19 protein-coding genes and 3 tRNA genes are annotated in these 25,506 nt (G+C 52.7%); 12 read left to right on the top strand and 10 right to left on the bottom strand.

Annotated features, from left to right (window positions below; genetic code table 11):
* Position 1 precedes the first annotated feature (1 nt).
* The 3 genes from EFB02_RS03595 to EFB02_RS03585 all read right to left on the bottom strand — a co-directional run bounded on the left by EFB02_RS03595 (position 2) and on the right by EFB02_RS03585 (position 3,586).
* Positions 2 to 1,252: a dicarboxylate/amino acid:cation symporter gene (locus EFB02_RS03595; RefSeq protein ID WP_122820213.1), complete on the bottom strand. Its 1,251-nt coding sequence runs from the start codon at positions 1,250 to 1,252 to the stop codon at positions 2 to 4.
* 19 nt (positions 1,253 to 1,271) lie between these two features.
* Positions 1,272 to 2,597, bottom strand: coding sequence for a histidinol dehydrogenase (gene hisD, locus EFB02_RS03590; RefSeq protein ID WP_122820212.1), 1,326 nt, complete (start codon positions 2,595 to 2,597; stop codon positions 1,272 to 1,274).
* Between the two features lie 65 nt (positions 2,598 to 2,662).
* Positions 2,663 to 3,586, bottom strand: a complete 924-nt coding sequence (locus tag EFB02_RS03585) for a hypothetical protein (protein ID WP_122820211.1) — start codon at positions 3,584 to 3,586, stop codon at positions 2,663 to 2,665.
* A 60-nt stretch (positions 3,587 to 3,646) separates the two neighbouring features.
* Between EFB02_RS03585 and EFB02_RS03580 the strand changes: the two genes are divergently transcribed.
* On the top strand, positions 3,647 to 3,889 hold the full coding sequence (locus tag EFB02_RS03580) for an RNA-binding S4 domain-containing protein (protein ID WP_234992717.1): 243 nt from the start codon (positions 3,647 to 3,649) through the stop codon (positions 3,887 to 3,889).
* A gap of 479 nt (positions 3,890 to 4,368) precedes the next feature.
* Here EFB02_RS03580 and dnaE read toward each other — a convergent pair whose 3' ends face one another.
* Entirely contained in the window at positions 4,369 to 7,959 is a 3,591-nt protein-coding gene (gene dnaE / locus EFB02_RS03575; protein ID WP_160115365.1) for a DNA polymerase III subunit alpha, read from the bottom strand.
* 83 nt (positions 7,960 to 8,042) lie between these two features.
* Between dnaE and EFB02_RS03570 the strand changes: the two genes are divergently transcribed.
* Positions 8,043 to 8,116 (top strand) — tRNA-Lys (locus tag EFB02_RS03570).
* 29 nt (positions 8,117 to 8,145) lie between these two features.
* A tRNA-Lys gene (locus EFB02_RS03565) sits at positions 8,146 to 8,222 on the top strand.
* Between the two features lie 45 nt (positions 8,223 to 8,267).
* On the opposite strand, the gene EFB02_RS03560 is transcribed toward EFB02_RS03565, so the two are convergent.
* From EFB02_RS03560 to EFB02_RS03535, 6 genes are all read right to left on the bottom strand, one after another.
* Positions 8,268 to 8,747 carry a peroxiredoxin gene (locus EFB02_RS03560; RefSeq protein WP_122820210.1) on the bottom strand — a complete coding sequence of 160 codons (480 nt, stop codon included), beginning with the start codon at positions 8,745 to 8,747 and terminating at the stop codon, positions 8,268 to 8,270.
* Between the two features lie 103 nt (positions 8,748 to 8,850).
* Positions 8,851 to 8,935, bottom strand: a tRNA-Leu gene (locus EFB02_RS03555).
* A gap of 53 nt (positions 8,936 to 8,988) precedes the next feature.
* Positions 8,989 to 10,095: a tRNA 2-thiouridine(34) synthase MnmA gene (gene mnmA / locus EFB02_RS03550; RefSeq protein ID WP_122820209.1), complete on the bottom strand. Its 1,107-nt coding sequence runs from the start codon at positions 10,093 to 10,095 to the stop codon at positions 8,989 to 8,991.
* Entirely contained in the window at positions 10,096 to 11,343 is a 1,248-nt protein-coding gene (locus tag EFB02_RS03545) for a cysteine desulfurase family protein (RefSeq protein ID WP_122820208.1), read from the bottom strand.
* Positions 11,343 to 12,326, bottom strand: coding sequence for an electron transfer flavoprotein subunit alpha/FixB family protein (locus EFB02_RS03540; RefSeq protein ID WP_122820207.1), 984 nt, complete (start codon positions 12,324 to 12,326; stop codon positions 11,343 to 11,345). The genes EFB02_RS03545 and EFB02_RS03540 overlap by 1 nt, the downstream gene beginning before the upstream one ends.
* Before the next feature lie 9 nt (positions 12,327 to 12,335).
* Positions 12,336 to 13,124, bottom strand: a complete 789-nt coding sequence (locus tag EFB02_RS03535) for an electron transfer flavoprotein subunit beta/FixA family protein (protein WP_122820206.1) — start codon at positions 13,122 to 13,124, stop codon at positions 12,336 to 12,338.
* A 141-nt stretch (positions 13,125 to 13,265) separates the two neighbouring features.
* Here EFB02_RS03535 and glgX point away from each other — a divergent pair, with 141 nt between their 5' ends.
* The 9 genes from glgX to EFB02_RS03490 all read left to right on the top strand — a co-directional run bounded on the left by glgX (position 13,266) and on the right by EFB02_RS03490 (position 25,419).
* Positions 13,266 to 15,515 (top strand): glycogen debranching protein GlgX, encoded by a 2,250-nt coding sequence (glgX, locus tag EFB02_RS03530; RefSeq protein WP_234992716.1) that lies wholly within the window; start codon positions 13,266 to 13,268, stop codon positions 15,513 to 15,515.
* 246 nt (positions 15,516 to 15,761) lie between these two features.
* Positions 15,762 to 16,010 (top strand): type II toxin-antitoxin system RelB family antitoxin, encoded by a 249-nt coding sequence (gene relB, locus EFB02_RS03525; protein WP_122820204.1) that lies wholly within the window; start codon positions 15,762 to 15,764, stop codon positions 16,008 to 16,010.
* Entirely contained in the window at positions 15,994 to 16,257 is a 264-nt protein-coding gene (locus tag EFB02_RS03520) for a type II toxin-antitoxin system RelE family toxin (RefSeq protein ID WP_122820203.1), read from the top strand. Before relB ends, EFB02_RS03520 begins: the two co-directional genes overlap by 17 nt.
* 127 nt (positions 16,258 to 16,384) lie before the next feature.
* Positions 16,385 to 17,512 carry a restriction endonuclease subunit S gene (locus tag EFB02_RS03515; RefSeq protein ID WP_122820202.1) on the top strand — a complete coding sequence of 376 codons (1,128 nt, stop codon included), beginning with the start codon at positions 16,385 to 16,387 and terminating at the stop codon, positions 17,510 to 17,512.
* Positions 17,513 to 18,011: 499 nt separating this feature from the next.
* Positions 18,012 to 19,115: a tryptophan--tRNA ligase gene (trpS, locus tag EFB02_RS03510; RefSeq protein ID WP_122820643.1), complete on the top strand. Its 1,104-nt coding sequence runs from the start codon at positions 18,012 to 18,014 to the stop codon at positions 19,113 to 19,115.
* A gap of 4 nt (positions 19,116 to 19,119) precedes the next feature.
* The gene (locus EFB02_RS03505; RefSeq protein ID WP_122820201.1) at positions 19,120 to 19,785 is read left to right on the top strand and encodes a SanA/YdcF family protein; all 666 of its coding nucleotides are present in this window, start codon (positions 19,120 to 19,122) and stop codon (positions 19,783 to 19,785) included.
* A 135-nt stretch (positions 19,786 to 19,920) separates the two neighbouring features.
* The gene (locus EFB02_RS03500; RefSeq protein WP_122820200.1) at positions 19,921 to 22,155 is read left to right on the top strand and encodes an alpha-1,4-glucan--maltose-1-phosphate maltosyltransferase; all 2,235 of its coding nucleotides are present in this window, start codon (positions 19,921 to 19,923) and stop codon (positions 22,153 to 22,155) included.
* A 32-nt stretch (positions 22,156 to 22,187) separates the two neighbouring features.
* Positions 22,188 to 24,095 (top strand): maltose alpha-D-glucosyltransferase, encoded by a 1,908-nt coding sequence (gene treS, locus EFB02_RS03495; protein ID WP_438947131.1) that lies wholly within the window; start codon positions 22,188 to 22,190, stop codon positions 24,093 to 24,095.
* A complete protein-coding gene (locus EFB02_RS03490; protein ID WP_122820199.1) occupies positions 24,085 to 25,419 on the top strand; it encodes a phosphotransferase in 1,335 nt (444 codons plus the stop codon). The genes treS and EFB02_RS03490 overlap by 11 nt, the downstream gene beginning before the upstream one ends.
* The last annotated feature ends 87 nt before the right edge of the window (positions 25,420 to 25,506 follow it).

The following is a 25,506-nucleotide window of genomic DNA, read 5'->3' as shown; positions in this document are numbered from 1 at the left end:
TCTAGTCCGTTGCCGAAACCATGGTTTCGGCGGTAGCCATGGCTTTACCTTTTTCATTGCCTAGTGAGCCACCTGCCAATTTGTTAACTACAAGGGCAATGGCGCCGTCACCAGTAACGTTAGTGGCAGTACCGATAGAGTCAATCGCCACATACAACGCCACCATCAGGGAGTAAAGCTCCGGGGAGAATCCTAGGAAGCCCATCAATACCCCCTGGGCAGCCGCGATAGCACCGCCGGGAACTCCCGGTGCCGCCACCATGGTGATACCCAAAATGATGATGGCCATCGCCATTTTTCCAAAGGTAATAGGTTGCCCGGTCATCTGCATAACTGCCAGGGCAAAGGCAGTAATCTTGACCGTGGAGCCACCAAGATGAATCGTGGCGCAGAGGGGAATAGTGAACCCCGCAATCTCTGCAGACACCCCGTTGTTACGGGCACACTGGTAGGTAACCGGAATTGTGGCCGCCGAAGAAGCAGTACCCAGTGCGGTGAAGTAGGCTTTCGCCATCCTTCCCAAAGCCACAAACGGGTTCACTTTGGCAATCGCACCCGCCACTGTGTACTGCAGTAGCAAAAGCACCACCGTGAGGATTACCGAAACTAATATTACTTTGATCATTACCTTAATGACCAGTGCAATCTGCCCCGAGTACGACATATTCAGGAAAGTGCCGAAAATAAATAGCGGCAGCAGCGGAACGATTGCTCGCTTGATCATTAGCATAGTGATTTCTCGGAATTCCGAGTAGGCATGATGCAAAGTGGGAGTATTCAATGCCGCCATGCAAATCCCCAAGATAAATGCCAGAATCAAGGCGCCAGTCACGTCAAGTACCGGGGTAATGTTCAGGTTATCTCCCAGTAGGGAAGCCACCGCGTTTTTTGGTTCTTTTAGTTCGGGTGCCGATTCGGTGAGGATGCGCGGGAATACGAGCGAGGCAACTCCATAGGTTCCAAAACCGGCAAACAGGGTGGAACCGTAAGCGATAGCTACCGTAGCCAGCAACCATTTACCGGCTCCGCGCCCTAAGTCTGCCAGCGCTGGCCCCACCAGCCCCAAAATAATTAGGGGAATACAAAAACTCAAAAACTTACCGAAAATGTCATTAAAAGTTGCGAAGGGCGTAATGAATCCTTTGGGTAGACCCGGGAGCATACCAATCAAGGCACCAGCTACGATCGCGACTAATACCCAAAACAGCAACTGTCTAAAAACAGTGGGGATACGTACATTTTTTTCTGCCATAGTTATTCCTATCTGTCATTTATCTAAATCGGCAGTTCACGGCTTCTTCGTGTGCCGGAAGATCTTCGGCGTCCGCAAACGCGGTTAACGGACGCGCCATTTTTTCGAGGGCGCCACGCTGGTACTCGACCTGCTGCACCGGTTTAAGATAAGCCATCACTGATAATCCGCCCTCATAACGACCTGTTCCCCCCGTGGGAAGGACGTGGTTGGAGCCTGCCAGGTAGTCTCCCAGGGGAACCGGACTGTATGGACCAACAAAAATCGCGCCCGCATTCCGGATTTTTTCTGCGACTTCGCTGGCTTGGGCAGTATGAATCTCTAAGTGTTCGGGGGCATAGGCATTAGCTACTTCGATAGCGCCTGCGATGTCCTTAACCAGTACAATCCCTGATTGCGACCCACTGAGCGCCTGGCAAATCCGCTGGGAATGCTTAGTAGCTTGGACGGCAGGAACAATTACCTTTTCTACTTCGCGAGCAAGTTCCTCGGAATCGGTGAAAAGCACTGATGCGGCGTTGGGATCATGCTCTGCCTGCGAAATCATATCTGCAGCTACCAGAACAGGATCGGCGGTGTTATCTGCGATAATCCCGATCTCGGTAGGACCAGCCTCCGCGTCGATCCCACAAACCGTCCGTACCAGGCGTTTCGCTGCAGCCACGAAGATGTTACCGGGACCGGTGATTACGTCTACTGGCCGGCAGAGCGGATCGGGGTCAAGTCCTTCTTCTCCGCTAGCCCCATACGCAAACATGGCGATTGCTTGCGCCCCGCCTACGGCGTAGACTTCCTGAACTCCAAGCAGCTGGCAGGCAGCCAAAATCGTGGGGTGGACTCCTCCGCCAAAACGAGATTGCGGCGGGGAGGCAACTGCGATCTCGCTGACTCCGGCTTCTTGGGCAGCAACTACGTTCATGACTACCGAGGACGGATAGACTGCCAAACCCCCGGGAACATATAGTCCCACTCGCTCGACAGGGATCCAACGTTGCTTAACTACACCGCCGGGCATGATTTCGGTTACCCGTTCAGTGGGGAGCTGTGCCCGATGACCAGCCCGATTATGTTCGATAGACAGCTCCACGGCTTCACGAACTTCCGGGTCTAGCTGCTCCAACGCCTGGGAGAGCTGCTGGTGTGGAACTCGCAAATGCTCTGGCCGCACTCCATCAAACTTTTCCGAAAGATCGCGTAGGGCGGCGGCGCCATGTTCCTTAACGTCTCGCATAACGGGACGGATTTTCTCTGCCGCATCCTCTACGTTCATTTGAGCACGGGGCAGCGCCTGGCGTAACGCCAGACCACTGGGCATGTTCCCACGAAAATCAGTAATTGACAGCATGGGGATATATTAGTTGTTAACTGATTGCTCTTAACGGTTAAGTCCAGTAGATAAAATGTTTTGACTTATTTAGTGGACTTCCGGTGAGATTTCTTTTGTAAATTTTGCATTACCCAGTCACGGAATCCGCGATAGGTCAAAAACAGCAGAGCCCCGCTAACTAGCCACAAAACCCAGGGATACCAGGCAGGAATCGGCGCCACCATATATAGCGAGGCAGCCACCACAATTAGTCCAGCCAAAAATCCGCATATCACCCCGAGCAGCGTTGCCGTTAGGAAAGTGTTGGATTTTTCTTGCGCATCCCCCTGATACCAGGTGATTAAAACCAGCGCAATCACCATGGCAATCAAGGATCCAATTCGCAAGCCCATGGACACTCCGAACCCGTTGAACACCATCACTCCCGCCAGTGACAAGGCCATTAAGCCATCCAGCCACCAGGGAGTTAATGCCTGCTGCTGCAAAGATTCTTGAATCTCATCCAAACCAGATAGACTGTCGGTTTCTGTTTGCCCCGGCTCCGCTCCGTTTTCATCTGCACTACCGACTGCTTGTGGCACAGCGACAATCGAAATATCACTGGCAGCTTGTTCAGCCACGCGTTTTTCGGGCAGCGGATCAGAAATTGGGAAAGCCATATATTGCTCTCCCGGCGTCGCTATTGGCTGCGCGGAGGGCAGGGGATTATCAGCAACTACCGGCTGCGGTTGGGGGAACTGCGGATTATCCTGAGTAGAAGCCGGAGGAGCCGACACTGGTTGCACTGCCGCTGACAGAGGCCTTCCTCCTGCTAGCGGATATGCTGCTGATGGGACAGACTGCTGGCTATATTGAGGAACATTTTGAGCCGGCGGAGCCGCCGGAGCCGGGAAAGCCGGAACCGGTTCCTGACCAGATTTAATCTGCCCCTGCGGCGTGGGGAAAGGCCAGTTAGCTCCGCTTTGAGGATTACTCGGTGTAAATCCTTGCGGTTCGGGGTTGCTCATTTAGCTCCTCCAAAATGCGCTAATAAAGTCATCTTTCCCCATTTTAGTATCATTTATTGCGTGGCAGATAATAACAGCACCTCTGTACCGGCTATTCCGGTGCGTGACACTATCAAACTCGGACAGTTTTTAAAGCTGGCAAATTTGGTCGAGGACGGCGCGGAGGCTCGGCTAATTATTCAATCCGGTGATGTAACAGTCAACGGCGAAGTAGAAACCCGCCGCGGCAGTTCCCTCTCCCCCGGCGATATCGTGCAGATAAATCTTCCCAGCGGCACTATTGGCGCCCAAGTCTCCCGTTAATTTCCCTGGCTGAAAACCCTGCCTCGGTAGCGAGTCTGGACGGTAGGGCTAAGCACGGGGGAGAAGTTTTTCCTCCTGCCCAAAAACTCGAAAAAGCCCCAAGGGCATTTTCCGAGTTTTACGCCCGCCTAGCCTGCTCGGATAAAACTTCTCCCCCGCGCAAGGGTTACGGCGGGTACGAGAATCCCGCGAGGTACGCACTTAGCGTGCAGGGCAGATTCATGTCGAAGGGTAGGCTTCGAGCCTTAAATCCGTGAAAATGCCAGAGCATTTTCCGGATTTCGGGGCGCGAGGCAAAATCCGCCCCTGTGCGCGGAAGCGAGGAAAACCTAAACCCCGCGCACAAGGGTCGAGCCGTAAAAGATGCGAGAGGGGGCTTGAGTCGAGCGAAGCGAGAATCACCGGGGTTCCCCGAGCGCTTTTACGGCTCGACCCACACGGTATGTTACGGCTTGACCCGCAGTGTAAGTGTAGGAGAGCTATTTGCGGTTTTCTAGGCAATGGAGGCCGAGCAGAGTTTTCAGCTGCGCAGCCAAACCCGAGCCGCGGTTTACCCGCAAATCATCGCCCAGCTGCACGATAGTAATGCCCTTGGAACTGCGTAAATGCATCCTAACTGCGCTTTGTCCCGGACTGGAACCTAAGATTTCCCGCAGTTGCTCCGCTACCTCCGCGGTTAGCCGATTGGCAGCAAGATAGATATTTAACGGCCCGTTTGCTACTTGGCTAATATCGGGAAGGGTCATTTCTTGTGCATACAAAGCAGCTTCTTCATCACGGATTCTAACCCGCCCACGTACACTCACAATTTCATCTTCCACCAGGTCTTGTGAATACTTTTGGTAGGTTTGCGGGAAGAATAAAACATCGGTGGAACCAGAAATATCTTCGATGGTGGCGATAGCCCACAAATTTCCGTCACGTTTGGTGGTTTTACGTTGTAGCCCGGTAACTAGACCGCAAATCTGGATTTGTTGCCCATCCCGAACTCCGTCTTCGGTGGAAAGATCCACGATTTCAGTGTCACTATTGTGAGCAAGCACGGTTTCCATTCCCTGTAAGGGATGGTCGGAAACGTAAAGACCTAACATGTCGCGCTCAAATTTTAGTTTTTGCCGCTTATCCCATTCAGGCAGATCTGGAATTTGTACGGTGAACGTAACTTCCGTGCCAGTATTCATCATTCCGAAGAGGTCTTCTTGTCCGCGAGCAGCGTTTCGCTTCACGTCGATAACCGAGTCTACGGCCTCGATATGAATAGCTTCGAGGGGGCGACGAGCATGCCCCAGGGAATCGAAAGCCCCGGCTTTAATCAGGGATTCCACTACTCGTTTATTGCATACTTCGATAGGAACTTTATCTAGGAAATCGTGGAAAGAAGTGTAGGTTCCCTTTTCGTTTCGAGTTTTAACGATTTCGGCCACCACATTGGTGCCCACATTGCGCACGGCAGACAGACCGAAGCGGATAGACTCCCCCACTGCGGTGAAATCAGAGTCGGAGGCATTTACATCAGGCGGGAGCACCGCAATATTCATTCGACGACATTCTCGCAGGTAAAGAGCAAGTTTATCTTTATTATCTTTAGTTGAGGTCAGCAGTGCCGCCATATATTCAGTGGGATAGTTGGCTTTTAGATAGGCCGTCCAATAGGAAACTAACCCGTAGGCAGCCGAGTGTGATTTATTGAAGGCATAGGACGAGAAGGGAACCAGAATTTCCCACAGTTTGCTGGCGGCTTCCTCGGGGTATCCACGCTCAATCATCCCGTCGTGGAAGCGCGAATACTGTTTATCCATCTCCTTTTTCTTTTTCTTCCCCATGGCACGCCGTAAAATATCTGCCTGCCCCAGGGAATATCCCGCCACTTTTTGGGCTATTGCCATCACCTGTTCTTGGTAAACGATCAACCCATAGGTTTCATCCAAAATATCGGCTAAGGCTTCGGAGAGCGCGGGGTGAATGGGCTCGATTTCTTGCCGCCCATTTTTTCGCAAAGCATAGTTGGTGTGCGAATTCGCCCCCATAGGGCCGGGGCGATAGAGAGCGCCAACCGCGGAAATATCCGAGAATTCGGTGGGTTTCATTAGCCGCATCAACGACCTCATGCCCGCGGAATCTAGCTGGAATACACCCAGGGTTTCTGCACGCGATAGCAACTCGTAGGTGGGGCGATTATCTAGGGGAACTTGCTCTAGATCTAGAGGTTCTTTCCCGTTAGCCACAATATTGTCGAGGGCATCCGAAATGACCGTCAAGTTACGAAGCCCCAGGAAGTCCATTTTTAACAGTCCTAAGGTTTCGCAGGTGGGATAGTCGAATTGGGTGATGATCGCTCCGTCGGCTAAGCGTTTCATCATCGGCACGATATCGGTCAAATCATGACTGGACATGATGACGGCGCAGGCGTGTACTCCCCATTGACGGGTAAGTCCTTCGAGACCTTGTGCCATTTTGATAACCGGTTTTACTTCACCTTCGTTATCGGAAACATACTGCCGAAACTCGCTAGCTTCCCCGTATCGTGGATGTTTCGGGTCGTAGATTCCGGATAGGGGGATATCTTTGCCCATAATCGCGGGCGGCATTTTTTTGGTTAGCTGGTCGCCGAGCGCATAGGGCTTATCCATAATTCGGCAAGAATCTTTTAACGCCTGTTTAGCTTTGATTTTGCCGTAGGTTACTACTTGTGCGACCCGGTCTTTCCCGTATTTTTCGGTCACGTAATCTATGACTTCTCCACGGCGACGCTCATCGAAGTCCACATCAATATCGGGCATAGATACCCGTTCGGGGTTAAGAAAACGCTCGAACATTAACCCGTGTTCTAGAGGGTCTAGTTCGGTGATTCCCATTGCGTAGGCCACGATGGATCCCGCTCCTGATCCCCTGCCCGGACCCACCCGGATGCCTTGTTTTTTTGCCCAGTTAATATAGTCCGCGACTACCAGGAAGTAGCCGGGGAATCCCATTTGGGTGATAATCCCGCATTCATAGTCGGCCTGTTTCTGTGATTTTTCGGGGATCCCTTGCGGATAGCGTTTATGTAGTCCGCGCTGGACTTCTTTTACGAACCAGCTGGTGGTGTCTTCCCCTGCAGGCACCTGGAATTGGGGCATATAGTCGGCGCCTTCGGCGGTAGTTTGAAAATGCACCTCGCACATTTCCGCAATCTTCAAGGTGTTATCGCAGGCTTCTGGCAGATCAGAGAATAGCTCTCGCATCTGCTCTGCGGTTTTAAGGTAGTAGCCGGAACCTTCAAAACGGAAGCGATCTTCGTCGTTTATCCGCGCTCCTGAGTTAATACATAGCAGCGCATCTTGGGTGGGTTGATCGCTTTCGAGGACGTAGTGGGAGTCATTGGTGGCCAGTAACGGTGCGTCGATAACTTTTGCTAGTTTCAGCAATTCATTGCGCACTCGGCGCTCTATTTTTAGACCGTGATCCATAAGTTCGATAAAAAAGTTCTCTTTACCGAAAATATCTTGTAGTTCCCCGGCCGCTCTCTTGGCTTCCTCCCATTGTCCTAAACGTAAGCGGGTCTGGATTTCTCCTGAGGGGCAACCGCTGGTTCCGATTAACCCAGTAGAGTAGCGTTCCAGCAGATCCCGGTCGGCGCGGGGCCATTTTTGCATCTGTCCATCTATTGAGGCTAGGGATCCCAAGCGAAACAGGTTATGCATCCCTTCGGTGGTGCGCGAGAGCAAAGTCATATGGGTATAGGCGCCACGCGCAGATACATCGTCGGCTCTTTGACTTTCTTCTCCCCAGCGTTGCCTAGTTTGATCAAAACGAGAGGTACCGGGGGTTATATAGGCTTCGAGGCCGATTATGGGCTTGACTCCGGCCTCCCGAGCCGCAGCGTAAAACTCGTAGGCACCAAAAAGGTAGCCGTGATCGGTGATAGCTACCGCCGGTTGACCAACTTCAACTGCCCGTTCCACCAGTTTCCCGATCCGAGCTGCTCCATCCAGCATGGAATAGTCAGTGTGAACATGAAGATGAACAAAATCTTTCGCTGGCGCCATGCCCACCAGTTTAGCCTGGCGCTGACTTTGTTTCTTCCGCATGTGAAACTGCTCCCAATGCCGGCATTAGTTTCGCCAGGACGCGCCTGACGGGTTAGAGTTTATTCGTTGCGTTTCACGCGAATGCGCCACTAGCTCAACTGGCTAGAGCATCTGACTCTTAATCAGAGGGTTCGGGGTTCGAGTCCCCGGTGGCGTACGAAAATCTCACGATTTTCCTTTCAAGCTGCGCCACTAGCTCAACTGGCTAGAGCATCTGACTCTTAATCAGAGGGTTCGGGGTTCGAGTCCCCGGTGGCGTACCAAACTTACCTGCTATTTGACTGTTATCCCCTGGTTTTCAGAATTGCCTACTGGTCGATTCCCAGTTCTTTGCGCAGACGGGCAACATGTCCTTTGGCGCGTACCCGATATTTTGCCAATATAATTTTCCCGTCTTTGCCTACGACTACGGTAGTGCGGATTACTCCTTTTACCAGGCGGCCATAGGAGTTCTTTTCCCCATAGGCTCCCCAGGCGCTCATCACTTCCCGCTCTGGATCGGACGCTAGCGGAAAGTTTAGTTCTTGCTTTTCCCGGAATTTTGCTAGTGCCGGCATTTTATCGGGGCTGATCCCCACGACTGCATATCCGGCTGATTTCAAGGAATTCAAAGAGTCGCGGAAATCGCAGGCCTCAGTAGTACATCCCGGGGTAGAAGCCTTGGGATAGAAATAGATAACTGCTCCTTTTTCGGATTGTTCCAAGAGACCCTGCAAACTAACTTCTGTGCCTTGATCGGTAGGCAAAGTAAAATCTGGAGCCTTTTGACCTGCGGTTAACTCTGACATCGAAACTCCCTTATAAATAGTTAAACGTAGAGACAGTTGCGCCGAAACGCATTACTGATTTTAACTCTACCACTTTATTTAAGCTGGTCAGAGCCGATATAGCTGGTACGCGAGGCGGGACTTGAACCCGCACGTCGTAAGACACTAGAACCTAAATCTAGCGCGTCTACCAATTCCGCCACTCGCGCTGGCTAGAACATATTAACCTAAGGATAGGCACCCTTTCCAGTCCTAGAATTGGCTACTGCCGTTTTTCCTGCTTAAACGCTTCTTCGATAGTTGCCTCACAGATGGCACGATCCCCGGAATAGACCACTAGGGATTGTCCGGAGGCAACCGCGCGGGTGGGCGTAAGCAGCCGAGCACGCAAGGTACCGTTTGCCTCTAAATAAACTTTCGCCGGGACTTGTTGCCCGTGTGCTCGATACTGCAAAGTCACTTCTGCCTGCCCCGCTAATGCCGGATCATCCGGTTCGGTTAGCAGAACTGCATCGGTGGCAGTGATGCCATCTACGCTCAGTAACTCGCTGGCACCGACTACTACCGTATTGGTTTCCATATCAGTACCCAGTACATAGCGAGGCCGCCCATCGGCAGCCGGCCGACCCAGATTTAGCCCTTTACGCTGTCCGATAGTGAATTGATAGGCCCCCGAGTGGGTACCCACCTCCTGTCCGGTAGTATCCACAATTTTCCCGGCTTTACTACCCAGGTGGGAACGCAAGAATCCGCGAGTATCCCCGTCAGCAATGAAACAAATATCGTAGGAATCGGGTTTGGCCGACATGGGCAGGCCGCGCCGCTCAGCTTCTGCGCGCACTTGACTTTTCGATTCATACTCTCCCAGCGGAAAAACCACTTTTTCTAGAGCCGAACGTCCCATTACCGCCAATACGTAGGATTGATCCTTTTCAATACATTTGGCGCGGTGCAGTTCCACGCCTGCCTTTCCGGGCATTACTCGTGCGTAATGCCCGGTACATACGGCATCGAATCCGAGAGCATCGGCGCGAGTAGCGAGTTCACGAAATTTTACGAACTCGTTACAGCGTACACAGGGGTTGGGGGTACGTCCGCGCCGGTATTCGTTCAGAAAATCTTCTACTACGGTTTCTTCAAAGGTTTCCGCCATATCCCATACATAGAAGGGGATCCCCAGCATGGAAGCGGCGAGGCGGGCATCGGAAGCGTCTTCCACGGTGCAGCATCCTCGCGATCCGCAACGGTTTTGGGTCTGGTTAGCAGACAGAGCCATGTGTACCGCGGTAACTTCGTGTCCGGCTTCTTTGGCAAGGGCGGCGGCAACCGCGGAATCTACCCCTCCAGATAGCGCTGCTAATACTTTCATTTATTTCCTCTCCCGCTCTGCTAATTTCCGGGAGGCACTGAGGGCGCCCGGCAATGCCGCTAAAAGCCGATCAACGTCCTCTTGGCGCGTGGACCAACCAAAGGATATCCGTAAAGATCCCAACGCGTCCTGTTCGCTGTAGCCTTGCGCCAAGAGCACCGGGGAGGGACGAGCTACCCCGGTGTGGCAGGCAGAACCCGCCGAGGCACAGATCCCTGCCTGATCCAGAGCAAACAGCAACCCTTCTGCCTCTGCTCCCTCAAGCGCAAACTGGATAATGCCAGGGACTGCCGGGGCATGGCTGGCTAGCTTGATTCCTGGAATCTTTAGCGCACCTTGCAGCAGTTTTTCTCGTAAATTCTGGTGGCGCCGGGTAGTTTCTGCTAGTTCTTGCTGAGCGGCAGCAAAAGCAGCCGCTGCCCCTACAGCGGCGATTACATCTTGGGTGCCGGCTCGCAGCGCCCGTTCTTGTCCACCTCCACGCCGGTCGCTAGCAATTTTTGTCTCTCGGCGCGCCAGCAACACCCCTAGCGCTGCCGGGCCTCCCACCTTGTGACAGGCAAGCGAAATGGCATCTACCGGGGAAGATGTGAAGTCTATTTCTTGGCGTCCAGCAGCCGCAATCGCATCGGTGTGGATAGCGAACCCGCTATCTAAGCCACTCCCGATGCCTTTCCCGAAGGCATCATTATGACTCTTAGTTTCCCGCTTATCCGCAACTTCTTTTTCACGCAACAATCGGCACAGCTCAGCAACTGGCTGGACAACCCCATTTTCGTTGCACACACTCATTACCGACACCGCTGCTATTTGGGAGGTGTCGAGGGCGGATATTGCTTCCAGCTCTAATACCCCGCCGCTATCTACCGGCAGCACCTGCACCTGGAACCCTGCACCCTGCAGGTCAGCGGCGTTGAGTCCGACCGCATCATGTTCTACCTGGCTAACTACTATTTGGGTGCGACGAGGGTCTTGGCTATGCGCTGCCCCAGCCAGGCCGCGCAGCGCCAACGCGCAAGAATCGGTGCCACCCCCGGTGAAAATAACTTCTGCCGGTTCCGCTCCCAGCGCTTTCGCCACCCGGGCGCGCGCGGTCTCTAACATCGCCGCAGCTTTGCGCCCAGCCGCATGCGCCGAAGAGGGATTAGCCCCGATTCCAGCCAGGGAGGCTGCAGCCTCATTCATAGCCGCTAGCGCTGCGGGGCGTAGCGGCTCGGAGGCAGCGTTATCTAGGTAGGCCAGCTCCACTATGCGTCCAAGGGCTTGATTCTAGATAGGGCATCCGGAACTACCGTGAATAGATCCCCGACTACCCCAAAGTCTGCCATTTCAAAAATTCTTGCCTCGGGATCATCGCAGATGGCCACGATTTTTTTAGCTCCGCGGATCCCACAAACATGATGGTGATCCCCAGAGATTCCCAAACCGATATAAAGGTTAGGAGCAACAGAGATACCGGATTGCCCGATTTGGGCGGAGCGGTCAATCCAGCCTTGTTCGCAGGCCACCCGGGTAGCTCCTACGGATCCGCCCAATACTTCTGCTAATTTTTCAGCGGGACCGAAATCGCCATTAACCCCCCTACCGGCACAAACCACTACTGGCGCTTCGGTGAGACCAGCGTGTGAAGATCCGGTCTGTTCCTGAGAGACAACTTGGATCTGTTTCGTAGATTCCCGTAGCTCTACCTGCAGATTTTCAGTTTCTACCTCGCCAGCTTCGGCCACCGGTACTGCTGAAAGCGAAGTGGTACGCATAGCGACAATGGGGATGCCACGGCGGATATAGTAGCTGGTTTCCCATGTACCATCCAGCACCGATTTACCGGCAACCAGCTTGCCATCGGATACCTTTAGGCTGGTGACATCCACACTGGCTCCGGAACCTAAAATAATTGCGCTTTGGGCGGCACTATCGCGTCCCCATGAGGTCGAGGGCAGCAGCACTGCCCCGAAGTCCCCACTACGCACCGCTGAAACCAGCAAGTCCGCCAGAACTGCCCCCACCTGCCAGGTTCCGGTTTCCGCGGGGTCAAAGTAGCGCACTGCTGCTACCCCTACCTGGGAAAATTGGTGAGAAGCAATGGAGGAGGGAGCTAGAGCCACCACTCTACCGCTAGTAATTTCGCGCGCCAAAGTAATCAGCCGCGCCGCCGCTACCGATAGATGTTGGGGACGATCAGCATCCGGGTGGGCAAAAACTAAAACATCTTTTTCTATTTTTTCGCTCACGATTTCCTCCTACTTCTCCTGCGCAAAACCTGAATCAACCAAGTATTTCGCTAGCGCTTCGCCCGCATTCGCCGAATCGGTAACGATGGTTCCCTGGTTCTTGGTTTGCTGATAAAGCTGGGCATCTAACACTTCGGTTCCCAAATCAGCAGCCCCAACTTCTTCCGCGCTTAGCTCTAGCTGGGCTAGATTCCACTGCTGCACCGGTTTCTTCTTTGCCGCCAACATTTCTTTAAATCCGGGATAGTGTGGCCGATTAGCCTCGTCATTTACCGAAATCACCAGGGGGTATTTTACGCGCAAGCTCAACGAGGTTCCCTCTTGGTAACTGGTGGCAGCAACCCCCTCGGCACTAAAACTAACTTCGGAGGCATCGCTAATCACCGGTAGATTCAAGGTAGCAGCCAGGGCTCCCGGCAGCATCGAGGTCATCCCGTCCAGAGAGGAACTTCCGCATATAACCAAATCAACATCCCCGATTTTCTGGATGGCGCGCGCCAGCACCCGGGCAGTCACGGTCACATCGGAGCCCGCTAAAGCCGGGTCGCATAGATGGTAAGCCTGGTCTGCCCCCATTTGGAGGGCGCGCAGCAAAGCTTTCTTCGCCCCTTCAGGCCCCATAGTGAGCGCAATAATTTCGGCATCGGATGCTGCTGCCTTCGCGCTGAGCGCCGCCTCGATCGCGTTTTCATCCAGGTCGTTCAGGGTATCTTCTTCCCCGCGCACCAAACGGCCATTTTCGATCCGTCGCTCAGATTGCGGGTTGGGTACATGCTTTACAGTTACGACAATCCTCATAGTTCTACCTTGCCACAAGGTTTCCTGATGAAAAAGTGAGAAGCCCTACCCCCTAAGCTATGGGAGGAAAATGAATGTTCAGGCGATTCCCTATATACATAGGAATGGCTCTATTTTGGAGCAGCAGATAAGATGACACCTGTGTCAAGACAAGTATTAGACGACTTTTTTAAGCCGTCCAGCTCCCCGGTGCATGCTGGCGCCACCGACCCTTGCCGCCTAGGGGTGCACTTGCAAGGCAACGGGGTTGACATCGCGGTAGTAGCCCCCAATGCTTCTGCGGTAGAGGTCTGTTTTTTCACTTCTGCCGAGCCTACAGCTCCCGAAAGTCGCTACCGTCTTTTAGGGCCGGTAGATGGTATCTGGCATGGGCATGTTTCCGGGGTTTTGGCCGGAACTTACTATGGTTTTCGCACCTGGGGGCCTTGGGATCCGGAACGGGGACATGTTTTCAACCCCTATAAACTCGCCCTTGACCCTTACGCCCGCGCTATCAGCGGTAATGTTTATCTTTCTAGTCAAACCTATGCCCATAAGACCGATGATCAGCTTTACCCGTTGCATCCTTTCCAACTAGACCCGACTAATTCAGCTCCCTACACTGTGCGCGGGGTGGTTACTGGCAAGGAGTTCGAGGTAGCACCCGGGCCAGCTATCCCCTGGGAAAACACCGTTATTTACGAGGCACACGTAAAGGGGCTCACCAAACAGTTACCGGGAGTACCGGAAGAGCTGCGAGGAACCTACGCGGGACTGGCACACCCAGTCACTATCGCCTATCTGAAAGATTTAGGGGTCACCACAGTAGAGTTATTGCCAATACATGCAAAGCTCTCGGAAACTTTCCTCAACGAGCGGGGATTAACTAACTATTGGGGTTACTCTACCCTGTCCTATTTCGCGCCAGAACCTTCCTATGCCACCAAGAACGCTCGCTTGCTCGGACCGATGGCAGTTTTGGATGAGTTCCGCGGAATGGTGTCACTTCTGCACCAAAATGGAATCGAACTGCTGATAGACGTGGTTTATAACCATACCTGTGAAGGCGGAGGTGACGGACAGGCACTTTCTTGGCGTGCCCTCGATAACGCCATGTATTATCGCCTAGATGCCCAGGGGGCCAATATCGATTATTCTGGTTGCGGCAACACCCTAGATACTGGTCACCCCCGAGTAATCCAGATGATTTTAGATTCCTTGCGCTACTGGGCTGGCGATGTGGGAGTTGATGGTTTCCGTTTCGACCTAGGGGTTACCTGCGGGCGGGGCGAAGAATATTTCACTCGCTCCCATCCTTTCTTCCAAGCCTGCCTAGATGATCCGGTTTTGCGAAACAAGAAAATGATTGCAGAACCCTGGGATATAGGACCAGATGGGTGGCGCACCGGAGACTTCCCCCTCCCCTTCTCTACCTGGAATGACCGTTATCGCGACACTGTCCGCGGCTTTTGGATAGCTGATGGACGCGCCCAATCCCGCGGCGAATCGCGCGGCGCGCCTCCCTTTGAGCTGGCTTCTCGGCTTTCTGGTTCCCAAGATATGTACGGGGTGGGCAATATTCCCGCCATTCGTCCTCCCCGCTGTTCGATTAACTTCGTAACCGCCCATGATGGCTTCACCCTAGGAGATTTGGTTAGTTACGACCATAAACATAACGAGGAAAACCTAGAGAACAACCGGGACGGCTCCCCTAACAACCTGTCTTGGAATCATGGCAGTGAGGGGCGTGCCTTCCAGCTCAGTAACGACCTGGAACCGGGGACAGATGGGGATTCTCCATTGGCTGAACTGCTCGCCGCCCGGGTACGGTCTGCGCTCAATTTGTTTACCACCATGCTTATTTCTTCCGGAACCCCCATGATTTTGGCTGGTGACGAGTTTGCCCGCACCCAAGGCGGAAACAACAATGCTTATTGCCAAGACAATGAAACTACCTGGCTGAATTGGGATCTGGTGGATTGGCAAAAAGACTTTTATGCGGCGGTACGCAGGCTGATTACCCTACGCCGTGAACACCCGGTTTTCCGCCCTGCAAACTATTTGACCGGCCAACGATCCCCGGGAGATACCATCCCCGATCTTTCCTGGTATAACCAGGTGGGACTATTAATGGGCGATCGGGCATGGCATGATCCCGCCAGCCGAGTTTTCCAAATGCTCCGTTCTGGCCGCCCCTATGGAGATCAGGATTTGCTGGCGGTTTTCAACGGAACCTTGTCCCCCAAACATGTGCGGTTAGCTCCGGGGCGAGGAACCGCCTATCAAGAGATTTGGGATTCTGCGGTTTCTGAACCGGAGGAGGAAGCTCCCCCATTCAATCTCGCTGGCGACGATATCCTCCTGGAGCCCCTCTCCATCAAACTTTTCCTAGCCGATTCCAGTGGGGATTAGCCTGCAGCTGTAGCTGCAGAAATGTAAATCACGCGGAATTCGTCATGTGCGCGAGGGAGAGATTTTTTCTCCCGCTAATCCCCCGGGGAAAAGTTTTTCCTCCCGCCCAAAATCTAAAAAGACTGTGCCTTTTTAGATTTGCGCCCACCTAGCCTACTCGGATAAAACTTTCCCCCGCGCTACTAAATGTATATTTGTAGTACAATGTATACAAAGTTTACAAATATCTAGTCAGAAAGAGTGTCCATGGGTAAAACAGCTACTACTGCACCGACTGCGGTCAGACTGCCGGTGGATTTAGTAGAACGTTATGACAATCTGGCCAAGGCTACCGGACGCAGCCGAACCTATTACGTTACTGAGGCACTCGAAGAATCAATCGCGCAACTCGAATACCAGTACGGCCTCCTCAAAAAAGTTGAAGACTACCGGGCAGGACGGTTAGAAACGGTATCGATTGACCAGTTAGAAGACCACCTTGGCTTGGGAGATTAAGCTCGATAAGGGTGTCGAGCGCACCCTGGGCAAAATAGATAAGCCCACCGCAAAAAGAATTGTCCGTAAACTCCGCCAAATTGCGCAGCTAGATAACCCACGGCAGATGGGAAAGCCGCTCACCGGGAACCTATCTGGTCTGTGGCGATATCGCGTGGGTGACTGGCGGATTATTTGTTACCTGGAAGACGCCGAGCTAGTTGTCCTAATAATCGATGTAGATCACCGGCGGCAAGTTTATCGCTAGATGACTATTAACTTTGTACGATAGAGGGCGAGGCTGTGATTATCGGGAGGTCAACCTTGAAAGCTGCAACAGCGCAAACACCAAGTCCCAAAAGCGCCAGCAGCACCCCAAACATCGAGGTAACCACATGAGCCACATAGCAGACCTAATCGAGAAATACTGCTCCGACGGGGTGGAACAGAAGTTATTAGCTGATGTTGCGACATTAGAGCGGGGAAAGTACATATCTAAGAAAACTGCGATTCCTGGAGATATTCCAGTGATTGCAGGTGGTAGAGGCCCCGCCTATTGGCATAACGAAGCCAACCGAAGTGGTGAGCTGCTAACGGTTGCAGGTTCAGGCGCTTACGCTGGCTTTGTTCAGTATTGGGACTCACCAATTTTTGTTTCAGATGCCTTTAGCATCATCACTAATCCTCAGCTAAATACCCGATTTCTCTACCACTGGTTGAAGAATAAACAAGACTTTTTGCATTCCCTAAAAAAGGGAAGCGGAGTTCCCCACGTCTATCCAAAAGATATCGCCAAGTTAAAGATTCCAGTGCCACCACTGGAAGTGCAAGATGAAATCGTACGGATTCTAGATTCATTCACGGAGCTAGAAGCGAATCTACAAACGGAACTAGAAGCTCGTCGCCAGCAGTACGAGTACTACCGCGACTCGCTACGAGATGTAAGTAATCAAGAAAACCGTTTAGGGAAAAAAGTAGAAATTATCGCTTTGGCAGAAACATGCGATATATCGACGGGAGCTGATGCTCCCAAAGAATCAATGTGTAAATCCAAAACAGATAAATATAAAGTACCAATTCTAAGCAACGGCATTGGGGAAAATGCCCTCTACGGATACACCGACATTGCAAAAATAAATACTCCTGCGGTGACTATTGCAGCTAGAGGAACTATCGGATATGCAGAATACAGAGATTATCCTTACTTTCCAATAATACGTTTACTAACTGCTATCCCTAAAGATAATTCTTTCCTAAACACAAAATACCTGTATTACTGTTTGCAAGGTAAAAAATATCAACTTCCAAACGGGGGTATACCGCAACTGACTGCGCCGCAACTAAAAAAGGTAAAAATTCCCGTCCCTCCCCTAAAGGAGCAGGAGCGCATTGTGGCGGTTCTGGACAAGTTTGACGCTTTGGTAAACGATCTTTCTTCTGGTTTACCGGCAGAGATTGCGGCTCGGCGTAAACAGTACGAGTATTACCGCGACCAACTACTAACTTTCACTCCTGCAAAGTAACTGCGAGATTTGCAGACAATGCGCGGGGGAAAAGTTTTATCCGAGCAGGCTAGGTGGGCGTAAATCTAAAAAGGCAAAGTCTTTTTAGATTTTGGGCAGGAGGAAAAACTTTTACCCGCGCGTAACTAACATCCATTTGTGAAGGCAATAGAAAATCAACTGCACGGACAACTACCCTGTAACACACTCTGTTATTTACCTCCATTCCCAAAACTGGGGTGCAACCAGAGCTAGCAGCTTCAATGTATTGGGAAAGCGCGGGGTAAAAGTTTTTCCGAGTGAACCCGGGGGCGAGATTTTATCCGAGCAGGCGCGGTGGGCATAAGAATTCGGAAAACGTGACCATGTTTTCCGAATTCTTGGGCAGGAGGAAAAATCTCGCCCCCGGGTGGTTAGCAGGAGGAAAAACTTTCCCCCGCACACAACTAACAACCAGAAAGAGGCTTATCAGTTGCACCCGGTTTTCCGGGAATATCCTTGGCACCGTAGACTGGGAACCATGAGCGATAGCGGCGAGAAACTAGAAAATTCCACTGATGCGGCTTCTTTGAAGCGGGCAGAGCTGAAATCTCAAGAGATTGAGGCAGCGATTGATAAGGATCCTTCCAAGTTCCGGGTACTTACCGGGGATCGCCCCACTGGTGCCCTCCACCTGGGGCATTATTTCGGGACGATTAAGAATCGGGTCACGATCCAGCAGCGCGGGGTGGAAACTTGGATTCTGATTGCTGACTACCAGGTAATCACTGACCGGGAGGGTACTGGCCCGATCCGTGAGCGTGTCCTGAATATGCTGGCTGACTATCTTGCTTGCGGCCTCGATCCGGAACAAACCACGATTTTCACGCATTCGGCGGTGCCGGCGGCGAACCAGTTAATGTTACCGTTCCTCTCACTAGTTACGGAGGCGGAGCTGCACCGCAATCCCACGGTGAAGGCAGAACTGGAGGCTTCGGAGCGTCCTATGTCGGGGTTGTTGCTGACTTACCCGGTGCATCAGGCGGCCGATATTTTGTTCTGTAAAGCGAACCTGGTGCCGGTGGGTAAGGATCAGCTTCCTCACTTGGAGCAGGCGCGGGTGATTTCGGATCGTTTCGAGCGGGTTTTCCGGCGTAAGTCTTCTTTGCAGCATCGGGTGTTCCCCCGTCCGGAGGGGTTGCTTTCTGGTGATGGCGCCCTGATTTTGGGGTTGGATGGCGAGAAAATGTCGAAGTCGCGCGGGAACACGGTTGAACTGGGCATGACCAGTGATGAAACTGCGAAGCTGATTAAACGCGCTAAGACGGACGCTGAGCGCCAGATTACTTATGATCCAGAGAATCGCCCCGAGGTTTCGAACCTGTTGCGCCTGGCGGGTCTGGCTAGCGGGCAGGATCCGCGTACTCTGGCCGAGGAGATCGGGGATCAGGGGGCCGGCAAACTAAAACAGGTGCTCACGGAGGCTTTGGATGGCGCATTGTCTCCGATTAGGGCGCGGCGTGCCGAATTATTGGCTGATCCGGGTTATTTGTGGCAGGTGCTAGAGCGTGGGAATCGGCGCGCTAACGAGGTTGCTGACCAGACCTTGGCGGAAGTTCGTCAGGCGATGAACATGGTTTACTAGCCTTATGCGTGCTTTAGGTGGCCTGATCCGGCTGGTGATTACCTTGCTGGTTATCGCCGTAATTATTGTGGCGGGAGCCAATGTGTACGTGTGGCAGCGGACTAAGGATGAGATTATTTCTTTGACCGAGGCGCGGGATAAAAACGCACAGGTGATCCTGGTTTTGGGTGCGGCGGTGAATCCGGATGGTGCTCCTTCACCGATGCTTGCGCACCGTCTGCAAACTGCCTTGAATCTGTATCAGGCGGGCGTGGCCAAGAAAATTTTAATTAGCGGTGACCATGGGCAGGTAAACTACGACGAAATTAAGGCAATGAAAAATTGGTTGCTAAACCAGGGGGTCTCCCCCGAGGTAATCTATGCTGACCATGCCGGTTTTTCTACCTACGAGTCCGCTTATCGTGCAGAAGCGATTTTTTCGGTACAACGCGCCATTGTGGTCACGCAGCCTTATCACTTGCCTCGTGCGCTCTACGATTGTCAAAGCCGCGGTATCGAAGTTTGGGGCGTGGGGGCTGCCGGCAATGCTTACCCGGGGCAAACGGAACGTAATATTCGCGAGTATTTGGCGCGTACCAAGGATGTTGCCTGGGCGATTACTGATCAAAAACCGACTTATCTGGGTCCTAAGATTTCTTTAGATGGCCCTGCTTCCGCCACTGACGGTTAATACTTTTTTCTCTTTTCGGCGTATTTGTTTCTTTTTTGGTTTCACTTTTCCTCTGAGCTGCGGACGGAAATGACACGAGGCACGGTGCCACTTGTTAGGCTGGAGGGGAATGAGTCCGTCTAATAAGGAGACACTATGGCCGGCGATACGCCTCGTTCCCGCAATACTCGCTCAACTATCAGTTCTGCTGGCCAGAAGGCTAAATCTTCTACTGCAGGCATCCCGGCTACCCAGACGACAGCCTCGATAAAGAAAACCGCTGCGGCTAGCAAAGCTGAAAGTGCTAGCGTTCCGCGCAAGCGGGCGAGCCGGGTGAAAGTGGCTACCACTAAATCTTTAAATCTAGTTCCCCCAAAGGCACGTTTGGCGCGGATTCCGGTCACCGAAGTGGAACCAGTTTTCGAGGATGGCCTGTGGCCAGCTAAAGCGGTCGAAAATGAGTCTTTCCCGGTGCGCGCCACTGTGTTCCGGGAAGGCCATGATGCGTTAGGGGCGGAAGTGGTGCTGCTGGATCCGCAAGGTAAAGAAACCATGCGGGTGCCAATGTATGATGTTGCCCCCGGTTTGGATCGTTTGGAGGCTTGGATAAAGCCCACCGGCGTTGGGGACTGGAGTTTTAGGATCGATACCTTCTGCGACCCTTATAAGACCTGGACTAAAGAAGCTTCTATCAAGGTTCAAGCTGACCAAGACGTAGAGATGGAGTTCGAGTTGGGGGCGCGGCTTTTCGAACGGGCTGCCCGCGGAGAAGCTATCAATAATCCGACCCAAAAAGCGCCAGATGCTGAACGCGTCGCACGCCTCCGTGACGCTGCCCAGGCGATGCGAGACCCGAACCGTCCTCCCCAAGAGCGTCTCTCCGTGGGATTACATTCTTCCATTCGGGGAATTTTCCGGGCTTTCCCCCTTCGTGACCTGCTAGATTCTTCCCGCACCTATCCTTTACGGGTTGACCGCGAGCGGGCGCTTTATGGTTCCTGGTACGAGATTTTTCCCCGTTCTATCGGTGCCTATCAAGATCAGGAAGGTCATTGGCATTCGGGAACCCTGCGCACTGCGGCCGCTGATTTGCCTCGCATTGCGGGTATGGGTTTCGACGTTGCCTATTTAACTCCCATCCATCCGATTGGTACTACTTTCCGAAAGGGGCGCAATAATTCTTTAGAGGCCACCCCGGAAGATCCCGGTTCTCCCTACGGTATTGGTAGCCCCGATGGCGGACATGACGCTATTCACCCTGATCTAGGCAATTTTGATGATTTTGATTATTTCGTAGATAAAGCGAAGGGGTTGGGATTAGAGGTTGCACTAGATTTAGCGCTGCAATGCTCCCCGGATCATCCCTGGGTTAAAAATCATCCGGAATGGTTCAAGCACCGCCCGGATGGCACCATTGCCTATGCAGAGAATCCTCCCAAGAAGTATCAAGATATTTATCCCCTGATTTTCGATCAGGACTATCGCGGTCTCTATAACGCGGTACGGGATGTGATTCAAAAGTGGATTGACCATGGAGTAACCATTTTCCGGGTCGATAATCCCCACACCAAACCGGTACAGTTCTGGCAAGAGATTTTGGCAGAGTTTCATCAGAAGCATCCCGAGGTGCTTTTCCTGGCTGAGGCCTTCACTCGCCCCGCGATGATGCGCACCTTGGCTCAGGTAGGTTTCCATCAGTCTTATACCTATTTCGCTTGGAGAAATACTCGTCAAGAGATTGAAGAATACTTTCACGAAGTCGCCTGGAAATCCAGCCCTTACATGCGGCCTTCTTTCTGGCCGACTACTCACGATATTTTGACTCAGATCATGGTTGACGGGGGGATGCGAGCCTTCAAACTGCGGGCAGTTTTGGCTGCTACCGGTGCACCTAACTGGGGGATTTATAGCGGTTACGAGCTGGTAGAAAATGTGCAACGTCCCGGTTTTGAAGAGCAAATAGATAACGAGAAATATCAGTTCAAGCCGCGAGACTACTCCGGGAAAACCGCCCAAGAAATGATGGGGTTGTTGACGGTTTTGAATGGAATTCGCCGTCGCCATCCGGCTTTGCAGCGTTTACGTAACCTGAAGATTCATGAAACCACCCATCCGGGAGTGGTGTGTTTCTCCCGGCACCTCGATGCTTGGGAATCTCCCAGCGGGGAAGCAGACACCGTAATTGTGGTGGTAAACCTGAATCCTCACGAAACCGCGATTGGCAGCGTTCACCTGGATTTATCGGCTCTTAAGCTTAGTGGTTCTTCTTCGTCCTGTTTTAGGGTACGTGATGAGCTAGATGGGAAAGTCTATGATTGGGGGGCAGATAACTATTTCGAGTTAAATCCCTATGAGCGGCCTGCCCATATTATGTCCGTGGAGTCTGCTTAATCGTTGAGAGCAACCATTTTAAGGAGTCCTTGTTGAACCAAAACCGAACTGAGGAAAGCGAGAGTCTAAGCAAACTGCTGCTCCCGCCCCCCACTTCCCAGGCGGTTCCCTCCCCCGCGGAGTCTCCCTCCTGGTATCGCAGCGCAGTTTTCTACGAGGTTCTGATTCAGGCGTTCTCGGATTCTAATGGAGATGGGGTCGGTGATTTCCAGGGGCTAATTTCGCGTCTGGATTACCTGGCGTGGCTAGGGGTGGACTGTCTGTGGCTACCACCTTTTTATCCTTCGCCGATGCGCGATGGCGGCTACGACATTAGTGCCTATACCGATGTGAACCCGGCGTTCGGTTCGATGGAGGATTTCACCGCCTTGGTGGAGGCCGCCCATGAACGCGGGATTCGAATCCTGATCGATATCGTAGTTAACCACACCTCCGATCAGCACCCCTGGTTCGAGGCTTCTCGCAAGGATCCGGAGGGCGAATACGGGGATTTCTATGTTTGGCGTGACAACAACCAGGACTATCAGGATGCCCGCATTATTTTTATCGACACCGAAACCTCTAACTGGACCTATGACGAGGTACGCGGACAGTATTATTGGCACCGTTTCTTTTCCCACCAACCGGATTTGAATTTTGAGAATCCCCAGGTACAGGCGACAGTAATGAATGTGGTGCGCTTTTGGTGTCGCACCGGGGTGGATGGTTTCCGTCTGGACGCTATCCCCTACTTATTTGAAGAAAATGGCACTAACTGCGAAAACCTGCCGAAAACTCACTGGTTTGTGAGCGAGCTACGCAAAATGGTAGACGCGGAGTTCCCGGGAACTTTGATGGTGGCCGAAGCCAATCAACCTCCCTTAGATGTGATTGACTACTTCGGTTCCGAGACTGATCCAGAATGCCATATTTGTTTCCACTTCCCCCTAATGCCGAAACTATTTGCCGCTTTACGTACCGGCTCCTCGAAAGGGCTGCGACAAATCTTGGCAGAGCTACCGGAGTTGCCGGCAGGTGCTCAATGGGGAACTTTCTTGCGTAACCACGATGAACTTACCTTGGAAATGGTTACTGACCAGGAACGTGAAGATATGTATTCCTGGTATGCTCCCGAGTCACGAATGCGAGCCAATGTGGGGATTCGTCGCCGTTTGGCGCCCCTTTTAGGGGGATCACGTCGCAAAATAGAACTCGCACACGCCCTCTTACTGTCTATGCCCGGATCCCCCTTCCTCTACTACGGTGACGAAATCGGGATGGGAGACAATATTTGGTTGCCCGACCGGTTTGGGGTGCGCACCCCGATGCAGTGGGATACTTCCGCGACTGCCGGTTTTTCTTCTGCTGACCCACAGTCGTTCCTAGTTCCATTGATTGATGCTCCCGGTTGGGATAATCGCACTATCAACGTGCAAGAATCCTTAGGCCGCCCCACTTCTTTGTTGCATTGGCTGCGTGACGCTATCCAGTTACGCCGGCGTCTTACCTGTTTCGGGCAAGGATCATTATCGCAGGTAGGGTCAGATCAAAACTCGGTGTTGGCGTTTATTCGCCGCGACCAAAACTCCACGGTTCTTTGTGTATATAACTTGGGTGAGGGCGCGGTGGCGGCGCGGCTATCTTTACCGGGTATGGCCGGTTGGCGCCTGCGTGAAGCTTTTGATGGAGGCTGGTTCCCCACTGTGATCGCCGATGAAACGGTAACGGTCACTATGAATCGGCACGGCTTTTATTGGTTGGAGCTTTTCCCTGCCGAACAGGCGGAACAGCCCCAGGAAGAAACCACAGAACCCTCTACTACCACTACTTCTTTGCCGGTGATTGTTCACAGCACCACCTCGGCGGACTCTGCACTGCTCGCTACCGAGGCCAAGGAAGCTGCCAATGCCTACCCGGCTTTAGATTTCTCGGCACTAAAGGAGCATCAAGATGACCACTGATTCCCTTAATAACCAGCTTAAATGGCCTGGCAGAGAGGCTATCATTGACACGATTTGGGACTACCTTACCCTGCGACGTTGGTTTCCTTCCCATTTGGAACGCTCCCAGGTTAGGGTGTTGGATTACCGAGAACTCGATGACGCTCAGTTCCGGCTGCTGATTCTAGAAGCGCAAGGAGTTTGGTACCACGTTCCCTTGGCGCTGGTTGCTAAATGGGATGGTGCGGGAATTGCGGGACGCACCCCCTCTCCCGAAAATTTCGGATATCTAATCGATGGCCCTTATTGCCCGGCCTACATCCACTATTGGATTCGTTCCACTCACCAGGCTGGCACTTTACCCCTGTTATCCGAAGCCGAAGATGTACTGCCTAATCTGCTTACAGCCAGTTTAGAAAGCAAGGTTTTAAGTGGGGAACAGTCCAATTCGTCGGTGCTATTGGGCGGGAAATACCCTACGATTATCAAGTTTTTTAGAGTGCTGGTTACTGGATCCAACCCAGAGGTGACAGTACCGCTGGCGTTAGCCCGCACCGGTTGGCAAGGGGTGCCGCAACCACGCGGATATTCCCAGATAAACCTGTGGGATCCAGATGGTCAACCCCAACAGGTCACTACTGCTTGCGCGGCGGTGCGCCTCGATGAAGCCCAGGACGGTTTTCGCCTGGTGTGTTCCCTGGCGCGCAACGGTGAAGACCCTACGGTGCTGGCTCGCCAGTTAGGGCAGACCACTGCGGATATGCATCGCCACCTGCTAGCTGCCTTTGGCTCAGGTGAAGATCCGACCTCAGGCACTATGATGGCTACTCGGCTTCGTCATCAATACCAGCAGGCAGAAGCAGCCTACCCTCCGCTGCGGGAGCATCCGCAAATCGGGGAAGAAGTTGATCGCCTCGCCCAAGCCCTAACCGGAATGGGGGCACTGCCCCCTACCCAGCGCGTACACGGGGATTATCACCTGGGACAGTGTTTACGCAGTTCCGACAGTTGGTACGTAATTGATTTCGAGGGCGAACCTTTGTGCCCCCTGGAAGAACGTACCGCCCCTGACCAGGTAGAGCGAGATATTGCCGGCATGTTGCGTTCTTTTGATTATGCCCGGGTTGAAGGTGGTGCTGACGGAGATTGGCTTAATCGGGCACGGCTAGCTTTCCTGGCCGGATACTTTGGCGAGGAACAACTCCCCGCTCCCGCCCTCGTGATTTTAAGGGCTTTTGAAGTGGAAAAAGCCCTCTATGAGGTGCGCTACGAAGCGGAACAACGCCCCGACTGGGTTAGCATCCCCTTAGAAGCGCTAATGCTACTTCTGCCACAGTCACATTAACCAGTGAATATACTGATTTTTATAGGGTGAATCCACTAGCATTTTGACCCTATTCCCTGATAAAGTCGTTACAGAATTGTAACCTTT

It is taken from the genome of Varibaculum vaginae (assembly GCF_900604285.1).
Taxonomy (GTDB): domain Bacteria; phylum Actinomycetota; class Actinomycetes; order Actinomycetales; family Actinomycetaceae; genus Varibaculum; species Varibaculum vaginae.
The sequence above is the reverse complement of the archived record's forward strand: the minus strand, read 5'-3'. Positions and strand labels throughout refer to the sequence as shown.

What these genes read in the sequence shown, in the direction of transcription:
- EFB02_RS03595 (WP_122820213.1), bottom strand. Translation starts at nt 1,252, where the DNA reads ATGGCAGAAAAAAATGTACGTATCCCCACTGTTTTTAGACAGTTGCTG.
- hisD (WP_122820212.1), bottom strand. Translation starts at nt 2,597, where the DNA reads ATGCTGTCAATTACTGATTTTCGTGGGAACATGCCCAGTGGTCTGGCG.
- EFB02_RS03585 (WP_122820211.1), bottom strand. Translation starts at nt 3,586, where the DNA reads ATGAGCAACCCCGAACCGCAAGGATTTACACCGAGTAATCCTCAAAGC.
- dnaE (WP_160115365.1), bottom strand. Translation starts at nt 7,959, where the DNA reads ATGCGGAAGAAACAAAGTCAGCGCCAGGCTAAACTGGTGGGCATGGCG.
- EFB02_RS03560 (WP_122820210.1), bottom strand. Translation starts at nt 8,747, where the DNA reads ATGTCAGAGTTAACCGCAGGTCAAAAGGCTCCAGATTTTACTTTGCCT.
- mnmA (WP_122820209.1), bottom strand. Translation starts at nt 10,095, where the DNA reads ATGAAAGTATTAGCAGCGCTATCTGGAGGGGTAGATTCCGCGGTTGCC.
- EFB02_RS03535 (WP_122820206.1), bottom strand. Translation starts at nt 13,124, where the DNA reads ATGAGGATTGTCGTAACTGTAAAGCATGTACCCAACCCGCAATCTGAG.
- relB (WP_122820204.1), top strand. Translation starts at nt 15,762, where the DNA reads ATGGGTAAAACAGCTACTACTGCACCGACTGCGGTCAGACTGCCGGTG.
- EFB02_RS03515 (WP_122820202.1), top strand. Translation starts at nt 16,385, where the DNA reads ATGAGCCACATAGCAGACCTAATCGAGAAATACTGCTCCGACGGGGTG.
- trpS (WP_122820643.1), top strand. Translation starts at nt 18,012, where the DNA reads ATGAGCGATAGCGGCGAGAAACTAGAAAATTCCACTGATGCGGCTTCT.
- EFB02_RS03505 (WP_122820201.1), top strand. Translation starts at nt 19,120, where the DNA reads ATGCGTGCTTTAGGTGGCCTGATCCGGCTGGTGATTACCTTGCTGGTT.
- EFB02_RS03500 (WP_122820200.1), top strand. Translation starts at nt 19,921, where the DNA reads ATGGCCGGCGATACGCCTCGTTCCCGCAATACTCGCTCAACTATCAGT.
- EFB02_RS03490 (WP_122820199.1), top strand. Translation starts at nt 24,085, where the DNA reads ATGACCACTGATTCCCTTAATAACCAGCTTAAATGGCCTGGCAGAGAG.